Below are 17927 nucleotides of genomic sequence, written 5' to 3' on the forward strand. Positions count from 1 at the left end.
TATGTGTGGCATCTGTGGCGAGATCCGGTTCGACGGGACATCTCCCGACGCGGTCGCGGTGGACAAGATGACCTGCGCCATGGCCCGTCGCGGCCCCGACGGATCGGGGCTCTACATCAAGGGTTCGGTGGCGCTGGGTCACCGCAGGCTCAAGATCATCGACCTGTCCGAGCGGGGCAGTCAGCCGATGGTCGACTCCGAACTCGGCCTGGCAATGGTCTTCAACGGCTGCATCTACAACTATCAGGAGCTGCGCGCCGAACTCGAGGACATGGGATATCGCTTCTTCTCGCACGCCGACAGCGAGGTGATCCTCAAGGCCTTCCACGCCTGGGGCAGCGAATGCGTCGACCACCTCATCGGCATGTTCGCGTTCGCGGTGACCGACACCGACACCGGCGTGGTGACCCTCGCCCGTGACCGCCTCGGCATCAAGCCGCTCTACCTCGCCGAAACGCCGGGGCGGCTGCGCTTTGCGTCGTCGCTACAGGCGTTGCTGCGTGCCGGCGACGTCGACACCTCACTCGACCGGGTGGCACTGCACCACTACTTCAGTTTCCACGCGGTGGTACCCGCCCCGCACACCATCTACAACGGCATCCGCAAACTGCCGCCGGCCACCGTGCGGATCATCACCCCCGACGGCCGCGGCAGCGAACGCCGTTACTGGACACCGACATTTGCCCCCGACCCGGACCGCGCCGACTGGGACGAGGCGCGCTGGCAGCACGAACTGATGGATTCGCTGCGCACCTCGGTGCGCCGCCGCATGGTGGCCGACGTGCCCGTCGGCGTGCTGCTCTCCGGCGGTATCGACTCCTCACTGGTGGTGGCACTGCTGGCCGAGCAGGGGCAGACCGACCTGGCCACCTTCAGCATCGGATTCGATTCCGCCGGTGGCGAATCCGGCGACGAGTACGCCTACTCGGATCTGATCGCCGACACCTTCGCCACCGATCACCACAAGATCCACATCGGCACCGACCGTTTGCTGCCCGCAGTCCCCGACACCATCGCCGCGATGAGCGAACCGATGGTCAGCCACGACTGCGTCGCCTTCTACCTGCTGTCCGAAGAGGTGAGCAAGTCGATCAAGGTGGTGCAGTCGGGGCAGGGCGCCGACGAGATCCTCGGCGGCTACTCCTGGTATCCGCCGCTGCTGCACACCCCCCGCGGGGACACCACCAAGGCGTACCAGAGCGTCTTCTTCGACCGCTCGCACGCCGCGATCGGGGCCCTGCTCAACGATCCGTATCACCTGGGCGACAGCGATTACGACCCCAGCTGGGAGTTCGCGCTGGCCCATCAATCGGCGCCGGGCGCGCAGACCGCCGTCGACGCGGCACTGCGCCTGGACACCACCATCATGCTGGTCGACGACCCGGTGAAGCGTGTGGACACCATGACAATGGCGTGGGGGCTGGAGGCGCGCGTGCCGTTCCTCGACCACGAGTTCGTCGAACTCGCCGCCACCTGCCCGCCCGACCTGAAGCTGGCGCACGGCGGTAAAGGCGTGCTCAAGGAGGCCTCGCGGTCGCTGCTGCCCGCCGCGGTGATCGATCGCACCAAGGGCTACTTCCCGGTACCGGGAATCCGTCACCTCGAGGGCGGGGTGCTCGACCTCGTCACCGACACGCTGGGAGCACAGTCGGCGAAGGATCGTGCGCTGTATCGGCCGGAGGCGCTCGACCGGCTCTTCGCCGATCCCAACGGCATCCGCACCACTCTCGACTCCAACGAACTGTGGCAGGTCGCGTTGCTCGAGATGTGGTTGCAGACAATGGAAGCCGTCGCCGCACAGTGAGCACCCCCACACCCACCGGCCCCGCCGACACCGAGCCGGACTCGTCGTCGGCGCTGCGGTTCGATGAGCGGGGCTGGCACACCTACGGGCCCTCGGTGTCTCCGGACGGCTCCGCGTTCGCCTACATCGTCGACGACGGGTCGGGGTATCCGCGTGCGGCCCAACGTGTTCTGTCCGAGGACGGCGTCGGCGAACTGCGCTGGGTGCGGGTGCCCGCCACCGGACCCGTCCGCAAGCTCGTCCACTCCACCGACAGCAACTGGCTGGCGGTGGAACTGGCGCCCAGCGGCGGTGAGCACCACCAGGTGTGGGTGGTCACCACCGATCCCGCCGATGACACGGCCCACCGGATCGCCGCGTCGCTGCCCGACACCGACTACGGCGCCCGCTACCCCTCCACCGGCGCCGGCTCCTTCGGCACGGTCTCGCTGGTGGGTTGGGACACCGACTGGGTGCTGATCACCGCGACCACCCCCGACGGCACCGCGCATTCACTGCGGGTGCATCCGGCCACCGGTTTCACCCAGACCCTCGACGTGCGCGTCGGCGGGGCACTCATCGACTCCTGGAAGGGCGCCACCCTGCTGCGCGCAGGGCCCCGCGGCTATCGCGACATGCTGTTGCTGCGACGACAGTTCGACCGCGGCAACCGACCCCCGAGTCCGGCGGGCGACACCGGTGACGACGTCAAGATGTCGACGCTGCTGCCCAACGACCCCGGCGCGGTGACCGACCACGGCTACATCCTCGACCAGGGTTTCGACCACGCGTCGGCGATCTTCGTGGGTCCACCCCAGGATGCCGAGCGCGACCTCGACAGCGTGCAGGCGGTGGTGGTCAGCGACTTCGACGCCAAGTTCCCGCGCCTGCTCGGTGTGGAGGTCGGGCGTGCGGGCACGCGGTTCCGGGTCCTGGCCGAACGGGCCGGAGCGGGCATCGACGAGTTCGCGGTGAGCAACAACCAGTCGACCATCGCCATGCTGTGGAATGTGTCCGGCCGCAGCGAACTTCAGATCATGACACTGCCCGATCAGACGCTGCATGCCCCGGTCCCGTTGCCGGGGGAGGTCGCCTCGGATCTGTCGATCAGCGCGGCGGGCACCCTGGTGGCGCTGACGGTGTCGAGTCCGCAACATTCACCGCTCGTGCATCTGGTGCACACGCCGACCGAGACGGTCACCGCGATCCGCGACGACATGGTGGTCGGCAGCGGACCCTCGAGCGCGCTGCGCCCGGAGTATCTCGAGTTCTCCGCTCGCGACGGAATGCCGTTGTCGGGCTGGCTCTATCGGGCCCACACGTCCGATGCCGAGGCCGGTCCGCCGCCGTGTCTGCTGTACTTCCACGGCGGGCCGGAGGCGCAGAGCCGGCCCGACTACCAGTTCCTGTTCGGTCCGCTCGTCGACGCGGGCATCACCGTCTTCGCACCGAATGTGCGCGGATCGTCTGGCTACGGGCGACTGTTCTCCCACGCCGACGACCGTTATGGCCGCTACGCGGGCATCGACGACGTCGCCGATTGCGCAACCCATCTGTGTGACAAGGGTTTTGCCCACCCGGACCGCCTCTATGTGTCCGGGCGTTCCTACGGCGGCTACCTCACCTTCGCCGCGCTGACGTTTCACCCCGAGCTGTTCGCTGCCGGCATCGCGATCTGCGGGATGAGCGACCTCGAATCGTTCTTCCGTAACACCGAGCCGTGGATCGCCGTCGCCGCGTACACCAAGTACGGCCATCCTGAGTCCGATCGTGAACTGCTGCAGGATCTCTCACCGATCCGTCGGATCGATGACATCCGCGCGCCGTTGCTTGTGGTGCATGGGGCCCACGACACCAATGTCCCGGTGAGCGAGTCGCAGCAGATCGTCGACGAGTTGCGGGCACGCGGCAGCGTCGCCGAACTCCTGATGTTTCCCGACGAGGGACACGAGATCGTCAAGCGGCACAACCAGCAACGCCTCACCGAGGCCGTCGCCGACTGGATCGGCCGGCACCCGTCGGCGCGCGGGGCACACCGCGAGGTGTCGCACTCGCACCGAGAGGGGGCGCAGGCATGACCAGGCGCGTGACCGGTCGACTCGTCGCCCAACTGGCCGAGACCCGCTCGGGAAACGACCGTGCAAACGTGGTCGAAGAACTGCGCAGACTGATCCTCTCCGGCGGGGCACCACCAGGAGCACAGATCATGCCCGGCGAGGTGGCCGACGTCTTCGCACTGAGTCCGATACCGGTGCGTGAGGCTCTCAAAACCCTTGTCGGCGAAGGATTGGTGGTCCATCAGCGCAACTCCGGCTACCACGTCAGCCAGCTCTCGCTGGCCGAACTCAAGGAGATCTACTTCGTCCGGGGCGTGCTCGAGCAGGCCGCGCTGGGCCGCGCCGTGGACAACATCACCGACACAGACCTGGCCGGGGCCGCAGTTTTTCACCAGGAGCTGGTCACCGCCACCAAGTATAAGGACGGCAAGGCATTTCACACAGTGTCGCGACAGTTCCATGCGGCGCTGACCACTCCGTGCGCAATGCCCCGACTGCTCAACATGTTCGATGCCACCTGGAATCTCACCGAACCGTTCCAGGTGATGCGCGTGGTCAATGCCGAGACCCAGGACAAGCTCAACGTCGACCATGCCAACCTGCTCGCGGCGTTCGCCGACCGCGACACGACCGCGGTGCTCGAGGTGGCCCGTACCCATCACGACCGCTTGGAGTCGGCGATCATCGAAACGGCCGAATCGTTGGGTGTCAAACCGGCCCCTCCTGATTGACGGTACGCAGAACGCGTTCCACGGCGTGCCGCCGCGTTTCGTTCGCGTCGTCGAGCTCGTTCATCAATCTCAGACTCCGACAAATCGGGCCACATTCACCCGGCGGCGCTTGGTTCCGGGCGGAAAGGCTTCGAATATATCTGCCGGTTAATTCCCGGGTAACAAAAGGTTCTTACCTTATTTTCAGGCCCGCTCGCACCGAGCGCCTACCCCTTGTCTCCCGAGGAGTCCCGAATGTCCCCATCCACTGACACTGCGACCGAGTCGCATCATCACAGCGCCGCAGGCGAAAGCGTCATCAAGGTCGGCTACGACCAGCGCCTGACAAATGAAGACCTCGCTCCCCTCAAGGAGCAGACCTGGACCTGGTACAACATCTTCGCGTTCTGGATGTCCGACGTGCACAGCGTCGGCGGCTACGTCTTCGCGGGAAGCCTTTTCGCACTGGGTATCTCGTCGTGGCAGGTGCTTGTCGCCTTGGTGGTGGGGATCATCGCGGTGAATCTCCTGTGCAACCTGGTGGCCAAGCCCTCCCAGCAGGCGGGTGTGCCCTACCCGGTGACCACCCGAATCGCGTTCGGCGTCAAGGGTGCCAACATTCCGGCCATCATCCGCGGCTGCATCGCGGTGGTCTGGTACGGCATCCAGACCTACCTGGCGTCGTCGGCCTTCGTCCTGCTGGCGCTGAAGTTCTTTCCGTCGCTGAAGGATTACGGCGACGACGGATCCCACTTCATTCTCGGACTGTCCCTACTGGGATGGGTCGGCTTCGCCCTGATGTGGGTGCTGCAGGCACTGGTGTTCTGGAACGGCATGGACACCATCCGCAAGTTCATCGATTTCTGCGGTCCGGCCGTCTACGTGGTGATGATCGCGTTGGCCGCCTACCTCATCGCGAAGGCGGGCTGGAGCAACGTCAGCTTCAACCTGGCAGAAGGCTCGGGCATGCACGGCTGGGCGTCGATCACCGCCATGATCAGCGCCTTCGCCCTGGTCGTGTCGTACTTCTCGGGTCCGATGCTCAACTTCGGCGACTTCTCCCGCTACGGCAAGACGTTCGGCGAGGTGAAGAAGGGCAACTTCTGGGGTCTGCCGGTCAACTTCCTGTTCTTCTCGATCCTGGTGGTGTGCACCGTGTCCGCCGGCGCCACCGTCATCGGACGCGACCCCAAGACCGGGAAGATCATCACCGACCCCGTCGTCATCGTCGACAAGATCGACAACACCACCGCCGCCGTCCTCGGCGTGCTGACGTTCGCGATCGCCACCATCGGCATCAACATCGTCGCGAACTTCGTGTCTCCCGCATTCGACTTCTCCAACGTCGCGCCCACCAAGATCTCCTGGCGTACCGGCGGCATGATCGCCGCTGTCGGCTCGGTGCTGATCACGCCGTGGAATCTGTTCAACAACGCGAGTGCGATCCACTACACGATGGACACGTTGGGTGCGGTCATCGGCCCGCTGTTCGGCATCCTGATCGCCGACTTCTATCTGATCAAGAAGCAGAAGATCGTGGTCGACGACCTGTTCACGATGAAGCCGGAGGGCTCCTACTGGTTCCGCAACGGCTGGAATCCGGTGGCGGTGGTCTCGGTGATCCTCGCCTCCGTCATCCCGATCGGCTTCGTCCTGTTCGGCACGCCGTACGAGGCCAGTTTCACCTGGTTCATGGGCGCCGGTGCCGGATTCGTCTTCTACTACCTGGGCATGCGGTACGCGCCGGACTCGTTCCTGCACGGCACCAACGTGCCCGAGGTGTCCACGATCACCGCCGACATGGAGGTGGCGGGCGACGGCACCGTGCTGCCCGGGTCGCCGACGGCGGCCACCGTGACCGAGAAGGCCGCGACGTCGGAGTGACAGCACGATCCGTGAGATCCTGCCGGTCATGAGGATCTGCGTCATCAACCCCAACACCACGGCGGAGATGACCGCGGTAATCGAGGCGGCCGCGCGCAGTGTCGCGTGGCCCGACGCCGAGATCATCGCGGTCACCTCCGCCATGGGGCCCGCCTCGATCGAGAGCCATTACGACGAGGCGATGTCGGTGCCCGGGTTGCTCCGCGCGATCGACGAACACCCCGGCGCCGACGGCTACCTGATCGCCTGCTTCGGCGATCCGGGACTCGACGCCGCCCGCGAAGTGGCCGATGCTCCCGTGTTGGGGATCGCCGAGGCGGGTATGCACCTGGCCGCACCGCTGGGCCGGGGGTTCTCCGTCGTCACCACCCTGGGGCGGACCGTCGGTCGTGCGCGTGATCTGGTGAGCCACTACGGATTCGGCCGCCAGTGCCTGGGCGTGCACGCGTGCGAGATACCGGTGCTCGAACTCGAGACCAATCCGCAGACCGCCGCGATTTTGGCCAAGTCGTGCCGCGAGGCACTGCTCGCCGACTCGTCGGACGCGATCCTGCTCGGCTGCGCGGGTATGGCCGACCTCGCCGTGGAAATGAGCGAGGAGATCGGCGCCCCGGTCATCGACGGGGTGGCCGCCGGGGTGGGAATGCTCTCGGCGATGGCCGCGATGCATCTGCACACCGGCACCGCGTCGGGCGAGTTCGCGCCACCACCGGCCAAGGAGTACCGCGGTATGTCCGGGCTCGACCGGTGAACACGCCACCCGCCGACACCACCGGGCCGACGCGATAGGCTCATCGCCATGACCGCCCCCGGCAACGACGACGCCCAGGTCACCGCGCTCGCGCTGGCGGCCGCACGCGGGGATGGCAGCGCACTCGAGGCCTTTATCCGTGCCACCCAGCGTGACGTCTGGCGATTCGTCGCCCACCTGGGGCACCCGGGTTCGGCCGACGACCTCACGCAGGAGACCTTTCTGCGGGCGATCAAATCTCTTCCCCGTTTCCGGGCCGGTTCCACCGCCCGCACCTGGCTGCTGTCCATCGCGCGGCGGGTCTGTGCCGACGAGGTCCGCCGCGCGATGAGCCGCCCCCGCATCGCCGGCAGCGTGAACTGGGTGGATGCGGCCGACGCCGCGACGTCGGCCCAGCGACCCGGCCGCTGGGAGGACGTCGTCGAACTGAATCTGCTGCTGGAGACGCTGCCCGCCGAACGCCGCGAGGCACTCGTGCTGACCCAGGTGCTGGGACTGTCCTACGCGGAGGCGGCGCAGGTCACCGGATGCCCGATCGGCACCGTCCGTTCGCGGGTTGCTCGCGCACGTGAATCGCTGGTCGACGCGGCTTCGGCGAGTCCGATGCGACGAAACGGGTCCAGCGGCAGGACCTAAGGCTCATGACGGTCGGCGCCCCACGTTCAGTACCCTGAATGGCGGCGACGGGCACGTCCTTGTCGGATCGGCCGATCAGACGGCACCCGACGCGGGACTCCTCGCCGTGACATCCGACGTGAAGGAAGTGTGAGGGACCCGTGGCCGACAAACGCCGCAAGCCGATCGTTGACCCGCGAGCGGCGGAGAAGCGTCGCTCGCTTCTGATGAAGATCGGCGCAGCAGTCGTCCTCGTCGCCCTCGCCGTCGGCATCGGTGTCTGGATCGTCGTCTCGCACGAGTCGTCCACCGGGTCGTCGGACACCGTCAGCGTCGCCACCGATGGCGCGTTCCGCGTCACCACCGCACCCAAGGGCACCACGCCTCCCGTGGTGGTCACGGTGATCGAAGACTTCCAGTGCCCGGTGTGCCGGCAGTTCGAGACGCAGTTCGGTGCGGTGATGGAGCAGATCCGCGCGAACCCGAAGGTCGCGGTGGATTACAAGCCGATCGCGATCCTCGACCGCATGTCCACCACCAACTACTCCTCCCGCGCCGCCAACGCATCGGCGTGTGTGGCCGAGTCGACCGGCGGTGACGACAACTTCAGCACCTGGCTGAAGTTCCACAACGCGCTCTACGCCCAGCAGCCCGAAGAGGGCGGTTCGGGCCTCACCAACGATGAACTCAACTCCATCGCGAAGCAGTCGGGCGCCACGAACGTCAAGCAGTGCATCGACGACAACCAGTTCGGCGGATGGGTGAAGAACAACACCCAGAAGGTCCTCGATTCCGGGGTCAACGCCACCCCGACGATCCAGATCAACGGTCAGCAGGTCCAGCTCTCGTCGCCTGAGGCGCTGCTCGCGGCCGTCGACGCAGCGGCGAACAAGTAAGCACACCGGCGAGAATCCCGGCACCAGAACCGAGTACGAGGCACATCATGAGCACCACACCCACCGACGAGGTCCCCGACGCCGAAACCGGTGCCGACAGGTCCGACACGCCGAGCAACCCGGCACCAGAGCCGTCACGCAACGATCCGGGGCTGTCGACGGGGAGCGGTCTGGCCGCGTTGGTGCCGGTCGGCCGGGGTACCGGGCTGGTGGTGTTGATCCTCGGTGCGATCGGCTTCGTCGCCTCGTCCACGCTGGCGATCGACAAGTACCACCTGCTCACCGACCCGTCGTACACACCGAGTTGCTCGCTGAATCCGGTGATCTCGTGCGGTTCGGTGATGAAGAGCTGGCAGGCCGGACTGTTCGGATTCCCCAATCCGCTGATCGGGATCGCCGCGTTCTCGGTGATCATCGTCACCGGCGTGCTGGCCACCGCGGGCATCGCGCTGCCCCGCTGGTACTGGCTGGGCCAGGCGATCGGCACGCTCGCCGGTTTCGTGTTCGTCAACTTCCTCGCCTACTCGGCGCTGTACCGCATCAATGCCCTGTGCCTCTACTGCATGGTGGTGTGGACGGTGGTGCCGATCATCCTGATCCTGAGCATCAATCGGGTGCTGCCGAGCGGTGATCGCTCGCGTGAGATCCGCGGCTGGCTCTGGGTGTTGCTGCCGGTCTGGTACGCGATCGTCATCGTCGCGATCGGTGTGCAGTTCTGGGATTACTGGTCCACCCTGATCTGACAGCCGATCGCAATCGCAACCGCATGGCCGGGAACTTTCCGGGACGTTCCGGCGACATACTGGTAGAGAACCCTGCGCAAGTGTCGTCCGGGTCCCGGTCGGGGCCCGACGAAGAGATCGAGGACCATGTGACCACGCTGGAGACATCCGTCGACGCTCTACCCGGACGGTCAGAGGCCACCGACACGCGCATCCAGCTCGACGTGTCGGGCATGACGTGCGGCGCCTGCGCCGCCCGGGTGGAACGCAAGCTCAACAAGGTCGACGGCGTCAAGGCATCGGTCAACTACGCGACCCGCATCGCCACGATCGACGCCCGCGCGGATGTGAGCGCCGACGCGCTGTGCGAGGTGGTCGATCAGACCGGTTACGGCGCCCACGTACGCGCCGACACGCCACAACCGATCCCCGACACCGACGGGGACGAGGCCAAGCGACTGTTCCGCCGACTGGCCGTCGCGTTGATCCTCTTCATCCCGCTCGCCGACCTCTCGATCGTATTCGCCGTGGTGCCCAGCACCCGATTCGTCGGCTGGCAGTGGCTGCTGCTGGCGCTGGCCACACCGATCCTCACCTGGTGCGCATGGCCGTTCTACCGCGTCGCCGCCAAGAATCTGCGCGCCGGCAACGCCAGCATGGAGACGCTGGTGACCCTCGGGGTGCTCTCGGCCACCGGATGGTCGCTGTATTCGATGTTCTTCGCATCCGATTCCGCCGGCACGGCCACCGAGGCAGGGACGGGTGTGTGGTCGGCCATCTGGGGTGCCGATTCCATCTATCTGGAGGTGGCCACCGGCGTCACCGTGCTGGTGCTGGCCGGACGCTACTTCGAGGCACGGGCACGGTCCCGCGCGGGCGGCGCGCTGCGGGCACTGGCGGCGCTCGGCGCCAAGGACGTCTGCGTGCTGCTGCCCGACGGCAGCGAGATGCGGATTCCCACCGCCGAACTCAAGGAACAACAACGCTTCGTCGTACGTCCGGGCGAGATCATCGGCACCGACGGTCTGGTGGTCGAGGGCAACGCCGACGTCGACATGAGCGCGATGACCGGCGAATCCCGACCGGTGTCCACCGAACCGGGCGAGGCGGTGATCGGTGGCACGACGGTGCTCGGTGGCCGACTGGTGGTCGAGGCCGCCGCGGTGGGCGCCGACACCCGTTTCGCCGGCATGATGCGCCTCGTCGAGGAAGCGCAGACCGGAAAGGCCCAGGCGCAACGCCTCGCCGATCGCGTGGCGGGTGTGTTCGTGCCGGTGGTCATCGCACTTGCCGTGCTCACCGTCGTGGCCTGGCTGCTCATCGACGGTTCGGTCGATCGTGCGGTGGCCGCCGGACTTGCCGTGCTGGTGATCGCATGCCCGTGCGCACTCGGTTTGGCCACCCCGATCGCGGTGATGGTGGCCACCGGCCGCGGTGCACAACTCGGCATCTTCCTGAAGGGGTATCAGGCGCTCGACACGTCCCGCTACATCGACACCGTGGTGTTCGACAAGACCGGAACCGTCACCGAGGGCGCGCTGTCGGTGACACGGGTCTGGAGCGACGAGCACCACACGGACGCCGAGATCCTGGCCTTGGCCGCGGCGGTGGAGAACGCCTCCGAACACGCCGTGGGTACCGCCATCGTCGCGGCGGTGGCCGCGGCGGATTTGCAGGAGGTCACCGAATTCCGCGCCGAGGTGGGACGCGGCGTGTCCGGGATCGTCGACGGCCACGAGGTGCGGGTCGGTTCGCCGCGCTGGGTGGCACAGTCGGTGGTGGTTCCGGCCGATGCGGCGCGATGCCGCCGTGACGCCGAGGACGCGGGACAGACCGCGGTCTACGTGGCGGTCGACGGTCGGCCCTGCGGCGTGATCGCCGTGGCCGACACTGTGAAACCCAGTGCTGCGCAAGCTGTTGCGGGACTACAGGCAGCCGGTATGCGAACCGTGCTGCTCACCGGCGACAACGCGGGGGCCGCCCGGGCGGTGGCCGACGAGGTGGGTATCACCGACGTCATCGCCGACGTGCTGCCCGAGGCGAAGGTCGACGCCATCCGTTCGCTGCAGGAGGCGGGTCGATCGGTGGCCATGGTCGGCGACGGGATCAACGACGGCCCCGCACTGGCCACCGCCGACCTTGGTCTGGCCATCGGCGCGGGAACCGACGTCGCCATCGGCGCAGCCGACGTGATCCTGGTGCGCGACGACCTGCGGGCGGTCCCGGCCGCGCTAAGCCTGGCCCGGGCCACGCAGCGCACCATCCGCACCAACCTGATCTGGGCGTTCGGTTACAACGTCGCGGCGATCCCGATCGCCGCGCTCGGCGTGCTCAACCCGCTGATCGCGGGCGCGGCCATGGCGTTGTCGTCGCTGTTCGTGGTGTCCAACAGTCTGCGGCTGCAACACTTCGGCGACCGTCGCTCCTGATCACCCCGTCGAGCGTGCCCAGATCGGCGTCGAGCGTGCCCAGATCAGCGTCGAGCGTGCCCAGATCAGCGTCGGACAAGCACCACCGACGCGAAGACTTGACCGGCTGGGGAGAATGGATTCATGCGGTGTGAGGTCGCGCGCGAATCGCTGTCGGCGCGGATGGACGGTGAACGCGAATCCGTGCCCACTGCTCGCGTCGACGAACATCTACGACAGTGTCCCGGGTGTGCGGGTTGGTACCGCTCGGTGCAGGGACTCAGCTTCGGCGCCGCCGACCTCGCACCGGATCTGAGCACCGCGATCATCGAGGCATCCAGAACCTCACCCGCACCGCGGAGCGAGGCGGACACGAAAGCGTCCGGAGCCTCCACGGCGATGGCAGCTGCCGCGGTGGCGTTCGGCGTGGCCGCAGTGGTGATGTGTGCGGGGTATTTCACCGGGTCGCCACCCGCCTGGTATCCGGTGGCACACGGTGTGGTGGGCCTCGGAGCGATCGTGCTGCTCGTGATCGCACTTGTCGCCGGCCGGCGTTCACGTCACAACGCAGTGCCCGACGACGGTGCCGATGCTGGTGTCGCCGTGGCCGATTCGGCCCAGGGTGTCGCACGCGTCGACGACGCCGAACCCGTTCCCGTCACATATCTGATCGCGCCGTCCGGCGCAGAGGAGGCAGAGTTGTCGCAGATGATTCTCGGTGTGACGGGACTACATTGTGGCGGCTGCGTGCAGACAATCACGACCGCAGTGTCCGGGCTCGACGGTGTGGACAGCGTTCGGGTGGATCTCGACACTCACGGGGTGTCGAGGGTGACAGTGGAGTCCGATGTCTCGCTGGGCCGCGACACCGTCGCCGCAGCCATCACCGCGAGTGGGAACTTCGTGGTTGCCGGCGGGGTGTGATCTCGACCCGACCCGATTCCGGGCACGCTCGACCTCGAACTGGGCACGCTCGACCTCGAACTGGGCACGCTCGACGGTGATCCGGGCACGCTCGACGGCGATCTGGGCACGCTCGACCTCGAACTGGGCACGCTCGACGTCGAACTGGGCACGCTCAACGGTGATCCGGGCACGCTCGACGGGCGGCGCTGCGGCGCCTCATCGCCGCGACTTGGCCAGTTCCTCCAGCATCGCGTTGTAGGCGTCGAGTTCGGTGTCCTCGTAGGTGTCTGCGTGCCGGTCGCCGCGTTTGGCCTCGCGCCGATCGGACTTGGCCCACTGAGCCACGATGGCGATCACCACCAGCACCACCGGGATCTCGCTGGCACCCCACGCGATCGCGCCGCCGAGCCATTGATCGTGCAGCCGGTCGGTCACCCACGGCAGCGTCAGCTGGCTGTAGAAACTGTCGCCGACCACGGTCGACATGGTCATCAGCGCGATGCCGAAGAACGCATGGAACGGCATCACCGCGAACAGCAACCCGATTCGCGCCAGAAACGGGATACGACGCGGCCCGGGATCGAGTCCGATGATCACCCAGTAGAAGAGGTATCCCGTGATCAGGAAGTGCAGCGTGAGCAGTATGTGACCCCAGTGATATCGGGTGAACGTGCCGAAAATCGGCGTGAAGTACACCGCGTAGAGCGAGATCACGAAGAACATCAGCGCGAACACCGGATTGGCGAACAACGCCGTCACCTTGGTGTGCACGAAGCGCAGCAACCATTCCCGCGGACCGGGCGGCGCGTCGGCATGTGACGCGGGCAGCACCCGCAGCGCCAGCGTCACCGGCGCCCCCAGCACCAGCAATACCGGCGCAAACATGTTGAGCGCCATGTGTTCGGCCATGTGGATGCTGAACTGCGCCGACCCGTAGGCCCGGATACCCGACCCGGTGACCACCACCAGCGTCAGGCATCCCAGTATCCACGACACCGTTCGCCCCACCGGCCAGGTGTCGCCGCGTCGTCGCAGCCGGTATACGCCGACACCATAGAGAATCGCGGCCAGCACGCCGGCGACACCGAAGACGACGTCGAACCGCCAGAAGGTGGCCAGGTTCCAGACCGTCGGCGGACCGGGCAACTCGTACCCGAGGAACACGTCCCACCCGGTGAACTTGTGGGCCAGCAGACCGGGCGCAACGCGCGTGTCCATGATCGTCCAGCACGCGGCGACCACCATCAGCGCGACGGCACCCAGCGGCACGAGCAGAGGATTGGCCTGGTCCCGCTCGCCCCGGCGTACCGCCGCGGTCTGCCGGACGGACGCGATGCTCAGGCCGAGCACGGCGATCAACAGCCCGAGCAGGTGCAGCGACGCGATACCGAACGCGGTGGAGAACACGTAGCGAGCGGGCAGCAGAAACGCGACCAGCGCCACGGCGGTGATGAGGGTGACCGCGTCGCTGATCACCAGCAGGATCGCATTGCGGTGTGCGATGACGGCACGCTCGCCGGCATCCGGGGTCGCGGGCGCGAACATCCAGGAGCAGCGGAACCCGAGGGAGATCCCGAGCGCGAGCGCGAAGAGGACGCCGAAACCGGTGGTGTAGTCGTGGTTGGGGCCCTGACCGGCGTTACCCGCCATCAGCAACGCACACATGGCGATCCCCGCCGGCACCATCGCGATCACATGCACGGTCCAGCTCAGCCAGATGCGGGTCAGCAGAGCGATCAGGGTGGCGCACACCGCCACCACGATCCAGGCCACGGCCAGCTCACTGACCCCGAGCGCGTCGCCCAGATAGCCCTCACGCAGAAGGCGCCACGGCGTCGTTCCCGACGCGTCGGCGGCGGTCACCGGAACCATCAGCCACGCCAGAACGGCCCAGCCCAGGGCGAGCCGACGAAGTCCGAGATGCGCACGGTAGACGGAGACGTCGATGATGCCGTGGCCGTCGGGCCGGGCGTTGGTGAGGATGAACACCAGACCGCCGATGACCAGCGCGGCCCCGACCAGGCCGAGGAAGTAGCCCACCACGTCTGCGGTGGCGGTGACGGTGCCGGGGAACGGGTCTCCGCTCTCCACGTGCCGGGACGTGCCCGCGGCCAGGGCGTAGATCAGCACCGCGACGAGCGACACGGCGAACGACGCGACCAGCAGTCGTGTCGCCGGAAATCGGCTGCCGCCGGTGGCCGGTGCGGGGGCTGCGGTGTCCGGGCCCTCGGCCGTCTGCGCCTTGGCGCCGCCACCATGGGTGCCGGTACTGTCAGCGGCGGTCATCACATCCTCCTCGCCCGCCGGTTGCACGACGTCCCAGCCAGTCTACGACCCGATGTCGGAGAGGCTTCGGCGGCCGACCTGCACCACTTCACGCCCGCCGGTGATCAGGCAGCGGCCAGCACATCCCCGATGCGGCAGGCGAGCATCATCGTGGTGGCGTGGGGACCACTGCGGCCCGCGGTCGGCAGGATCGACCCGTCCACGATCCGCAGTCCGCGCATCCCGTACACACCGCCGAGCCAGTCGGTGCGCCGGCCCATTGCCGCCGACCCCCACGCATGTTGTGACGTGCGGATCACCGGATCGACGTGAACCGAACCCTCGACAACCAGATCCGCGAACTCGGGCGAACCCAGCATCGACTCCACGTCGGCCGCCGCGGCCGCCATCCGCCGCTGTGTGTCGGTGTCCACCGGGTCGAGGTCGAGTCGTATACGCCCGTCGGCCAGGCGCACCTCGCCCGTACCCCCGGGGCGCATGGCGCAGATCCCGATCGCCTGCCCCTGCGGCGGCAAACCGGTCACATAGCTCGCGAAATCGTCGTTATAGCAACGGATTTCCAGATCATCGGAGGTGTGCACCACCGACGGCAGCAGGGGCCCGGCCGGTGTTCGATCGCGCCGGCGATAGCCGACGAGGAGTTCCCGGTGTTCGTACACCCGTATCCGCGGGTCGGCGGCCATCGCCTCGAGACCCGATCGCAGCAGCAGTCCGGCGGTGCCGAGCGTGCCGGCGCACAGGATCACCTCGTCGCAGCGCACGGTGGTTCCGGCCACCGCCACACCCACGATGTCGCGCCCGCTGGTGATGATCTGCTCTACCGGGGCCTGCGCGCACACGGTGAGGGAGGACCGGCGCACCGCGGGGCGCAGGTAGGCCTCGGCGGCCGTTCGGCGTCGACTCCCCGTACCGTTGGACCGACCTCCGGTGCTGTTGGAGAGCACCCGGTTGACCCCGACGATCGGCCATCGGTCAGCCGGCGGCCGAACCGGAAGGCGCTCGGCCCAGTACCTCTCGAAAGCGATCGCCGTGTCGGCGAGCTCGGAGTCGGCGAACGGCCGCACCCTCATGGTGCCGTCGGGGTCGTCGAGCTCCCGATAGGCCGCGTCCACATCCGTGAGGTCCCAACCGGTGAGCCAGCCGGCGAAATCGTCGGCGTGCCAGCGCAGGAAGTACCCGCCGTTCACCACCGACGATCCGCCGAGTCCGCGCCCGCGGACCACCGTCACCGACGGGTCGGCGAGGTGGTGGGTGACGTAGGGTTCGCCCTCCCCGATCGGCAGCCGACGGAGATCGAGCACGTCGTCGCCGGGCCAGGTCACCGGGCCCTGCTCGAGCAGCAGCACCGAGCGTGCCGCGTCGCGGGACAGCTTGTCGGCCAACACACATCCGGCGCTGCCGGCCCCGACGATCACCACGTCGGCGGTGGCCGGAATCGCGTCACCGGACCGGACGAAATCGCTCATCGCCGTCGCCCGGCGTCAGGGTGTGATGACCGGACGCAACGCGGTCAGATCACGGTGGGTGATGACGCCCTGCCAGAGTCCGGCGCCGTAGGCCAGATCGTCGAGGCGACGCACCCACAGATAGGTGAGCGGCCCCAGTTCCGGCGCGACACCGGGATTGGCGGCCACCGTCCGCACCCATTGCACCAGACCCTCCGTGACGGCCAGTTCGATCAACAACCGCCGAAACCTCGCGGACACCAGTGCGACCAGCACGGCCACCGGCCAGTAGTGGCGACAGATCGCTCCGGCCGCCTGCAGCAGCCCGAAGAACGTTGCCCGGGCGGTCATCTGCGCCGACACGAGCGGTGCGTGGGGAAGTTCCCCGAGGCGGCCACGCAATTTGAGCATGACCCGCCCGAGCACGATCACCGCGATCGCCAGCCCGATACGGGTGCGGGTGAGCAGTGCGGCGACTGCGGCCGCCATCGAGATCGACATCACCATCGGTGCCGCCTGCGTCCCGTGCCGGTCCGCCAGAAACGACGCGCCCGTTCCGTAAAAGCGCCGTCGGTCGAGGACTGTCCGCATCCCGGTGCGGTGATCGTGGGCCACCGTGGCCACCGGGTCGTAACGGACACGCCACCCCGCCGCGTGCATCCGCCAGCACAGATCGACGTCCTCAGCCACCCGCAGCGACTCGTCGAAACCATCGAATGCGCTGCACCGCAACACCATTGCGGCACTGGGTACGTATGACACGGGAGTCGAGGGCACCACTGCCGCCTCTGCCGGCCCCATGTCGAGGGACGAGTAGCCGTTCTCGTACCGCTCGGCCAGCGACAGCCGGCGGTGCCGGCCGTCGCCGGTTCGTCGGCCGCTCAGACCCGTGATCCGCGGCGCGACGAGGCCTACCATCGGGTCGGAGAAGTGCGGCAGCAACATCACCAGCCAATCCGGATCCGGCACCACATCGGAATCAAGGAAGGCGACGAATTGGGTGGTCGCGGCCGTCGCTCCGACGTTGCGCGCGACGGCAGGCCCCCGATTCTCCTCGAGGCGGATCACGGTCACCTTCTCACCGCTGACGACGATGGGCACCGCAGAGCCGTCGTCCACCACGATCACGCGCAGTCCGGCCACCGCACGCAGCAGCCGATCGACTCCGGATTGGTTGTCGCGCACCGGAACAACCACCGTGACCTCGTCCGTGGAGGGCCCCGACATCGGCCGGGGATTCGCGATGCCCGCTTCCAGCAGGGTACGGGCGAGGACCCGCGTCGACTCGTTGCAGACCTGGATGCGCCCGTCGGCCGATGTCATACCCAGTGCCGCGTCCGACATCCGCAGCATCCGCGCCGGAGAGCCACCCACCAGGTAGCGCAGATCGCCGTTTCGGGCACAGCGCAGGTCGATCTGCACCTGGAATCCGTCGGGCAGGCCGCCTTCTGCGGCGGTCACGTC

General features: G+C 67.5%; 13 protein-coding genes. 10 read left to right on the top strand and 3 right to left on the bottom strand.

Annotation, left to right across the window (positions count from 1 at the left end):
• Position 1 precedes the first annotated feature (1 nt).
• The 10 genes from ACWDTD_RS07900 (at position 2) to ACWDTD_RS07945 (ending at position 12750) form a co-directional block, all read left to right on the top strand.
• Positions 2-1804, top strand: a complete 1803-nt coding sequence (locus ACWDTD_RS07900; protein WP_449746545.1) for an N-acetylglutaminylglutamine amidotransferase — start codon at positions 2-4, stop codon at positions 1802-1804.
• Positions 1801-3861 (top strand): alpha/beta hydrolase family protein, encoded by a 2061-nt coding sequence (locus tag ACWDTD_RS07905; protein ID WP_449746546.1) that lies wholly within the window; start codon positions 1801-1803, stop codon positions 3859-3861. Before ACWDTD_RS07900 ends, ACWDTD_RS07905 begins: the two co-directional genes overlap by 4 nt.
• Positions 3858-4571 (top strand): GntR family transcriptional regulator, encoded by a 714-nt coding sequence (locus tag ACWDTD_RS07910; RefSeq protein ID WP_449746547.1) that lies wholly within the window; start codon positions 3858-3860, stop codon positions 4569-4571. Before ACWDTD_RS07905 ends, ACWDTD_RS07910 begins: the two co-directional genes overlap by 4 nt.
• A 234-nt stretch (positions 4572-4805) precedes the next feature.
• Positions 4806-6434, top strand: coding sequence for an NCS1 family nucleobase:cation symporter-1 (locus ACWDTD_RS07915; RefSeq protein WP_449746548.1), 1629 nt, complete (start codon positions 4806-4808; stop codon positions 6432-6434).
• A gap of 28 nt (positions 6435-6462) precedes the next feature.
• The gene (locus ACWDTD_RS07920) at positions 6463-7185 is read left to right on the top strand and encodes an aspartate/glutamate racemase family protein (protein WP_449746549.1); all 723 of its coding nucleotides are present in this window, start codon (positions 6463-6465) and stop codon (positions 7183-7185) included.
• A 48-nt stretch (positions 7186-7233) separates the two neighbouring features.
• The gene (gene sigC, locus ACWDTD_RS07925; RefSeq protein ID WP_449746550.1) at positions 7234-7821 is read left to right on the top strand and encodes an RNA polymerase sigma factor SigC; all 588 of its coding nucleotides are present in this window, start codon (positions 7234-7236) and stop codon (positions 7819-7821) included.
• Positions 7822-7961: 140 nt separating this feature from the next.
• Positions 7962-8696 (top strand): DsbA family protein, encoded by a 735-nt coding sequence (locus ACWDTD_RS07930; RefSeq protein WP_449746551.1) that lies wholly within the window; start codon positions 7962-7964, stop codon positions 8694-8696.
• A 47-nt stretch (positions 8697-8743) separates the two neighbouring features.
• The gene (locus ACWDTD_RS07935) at positions 8744-9439 is read left to right on the top strand and encodes a vitamin K epoxide reductase family protein (protein WP_449746552.1); all 696 of its coding nucleotides are present in this window, start codon (positions 8744-8746) and stop codon (positions 9437-9439) included.
• A gap of 128 nt (positions 9440-9567) precedes the next feature.
• Entirely contained in the window at positions 9568-11847 is a 2280-nt protein-coding gene (locus ACWDTD_RS07940) for a heavy metal translocating P-type ATPase (RefSeq protein WP_449746758.1), read from the top strand.
• Between the two features lie 123 nt (positions 11848-11970).
• Positions 11971-12750 carry a cation transporter gene (locus ACWDTD_RS07945; protein WP_449746553.1) on the top strand — a complete coding sequence of 260 codons (780 nt, stop codon included), beginning with the start codon at positions 11971-11973 and terminating at the stop codon, positions 12748-12750.
• Positions 12751-12948: 198 nt separating this feature from the next.
• On the opposite strand, the gene ACWDTD_RS07950 is transcribed toward ACWDTD_RS07945, so the two are convergent.
• The 3 genes from ACWDTD_RS07950 to mftF all read right to left on the bottom strand — a co-directional run bounded on the left by ACWDTD_RS07950 (position 12949) and on the right by mftF (position 17924).
• A complete protein-coding gene (locus tag ACWDTD_RS07950) occupies positions 12949-15018 on the bottom strand; it encodes a cytochrome c oxidase assembly protein (protein ID WP_449746554.1) in 2070 nt (689 codons plus the stop codon).
• Positions 15019-15122: 104 nt separating this feature from the next.
• Positions 15123-16484, bottom strand: coding sequence for a mycofactocin system GMC family oxidoreductase MftG (gene mftG / locus ACWDTD_RS07955; protein WP_449746555.1), 1362 nt, complete (start codon positions 16482-16484; stop codon positions 15123-15125).
• Between the two features lie 15 nt (positions 16485-16499).
• Positions 16500-17924 (bottom strand): mycofactocin biosynthesis glycosyltransferase MftF, encoded by a 1425-nt coding sequence (mftF, locus tag ACWDTD_RS07960; protein WP_449746556.1) that lies wholly within the window; start codon positions 17922-17924, stop codon positions 16500-16502.
• Between the last annotated feature and the right edge of the window lie 3 nt (positions 17925-17927).

It is taken from the genome of Gordonia sp. NPDC003425 (genome assembly GCF_053588635.1).

What these genes read in the sequence shown, in the direction of transcription:
- ACWDTD_RS07900 (WP_449746545.1), top strand. Translation starts at nt 2, where the DNA reads ATGTGTGGCATCTGTGGCGAGATCCGGTTCGACGGGACATCTCCCGAC.
- ACWDTD_RS07910 (WP_449746547.1), top strand. Translation starts at nt 3,858, where the DNA reads ATGACCAGGCGCGTGACCGGTCGACTCGTCGCCCAACTGGCCGAGACC.
- ACWDTD_RS07950 (WP_449746554.1), bottom strand. Translation starts at nt 15,018, where the DNA reads ATGACCGCCGCTGACAGTACCGGCACCCATGGTGGCGGCGCCAAGGCG.
- mftG (WP_449746555.1), bottom strand. Translation starts at nt 16,484, where the DNA reads ATGAGCGATTTCGTCCGGTCCGGTGACGCGATTCCGGCCACCGCCGAC.
- ACWDTD_RS07935 (WP_449746552.1), top strand. Translation starts at nt 8,744, where the DNA reads ATGAGCACCACACCCACCGACGAGGTCCCCGACGCCGAAACCGGTGCC.
- sigC (WP_449746550.1), top strand. Translation starts at nt 7,234, where the DNA reads ATGACCGCCCCCGGCAACGACGACGCCCAGGTCACCGCGCTCGCGCTG.
- ACWDTD_RS07920 (WP_449746549.1), top strand. Translation starts at nt 6,463, where the DNA reads ATGAGGATCTGCGTCATCAACCCCAACACCACGGCGGAGATGACCGCG.
- ACWDTD_RS07945 (WP_449746553.1), top strand. Translation starts at nt 11,971, where the DNA reads ATGCGGTGTGAGGTCGCGCGCGAATCGCTGTCGGCGCGGATGGACGGT.
- ACWDTD_RS07915 (WP_449746548.1), top strand. Translation starts at nt 4,806, where the DNA reads ATGTCCCCATCCACTGACACTGCGACCGAGTCGCATCATCACAGCGCC.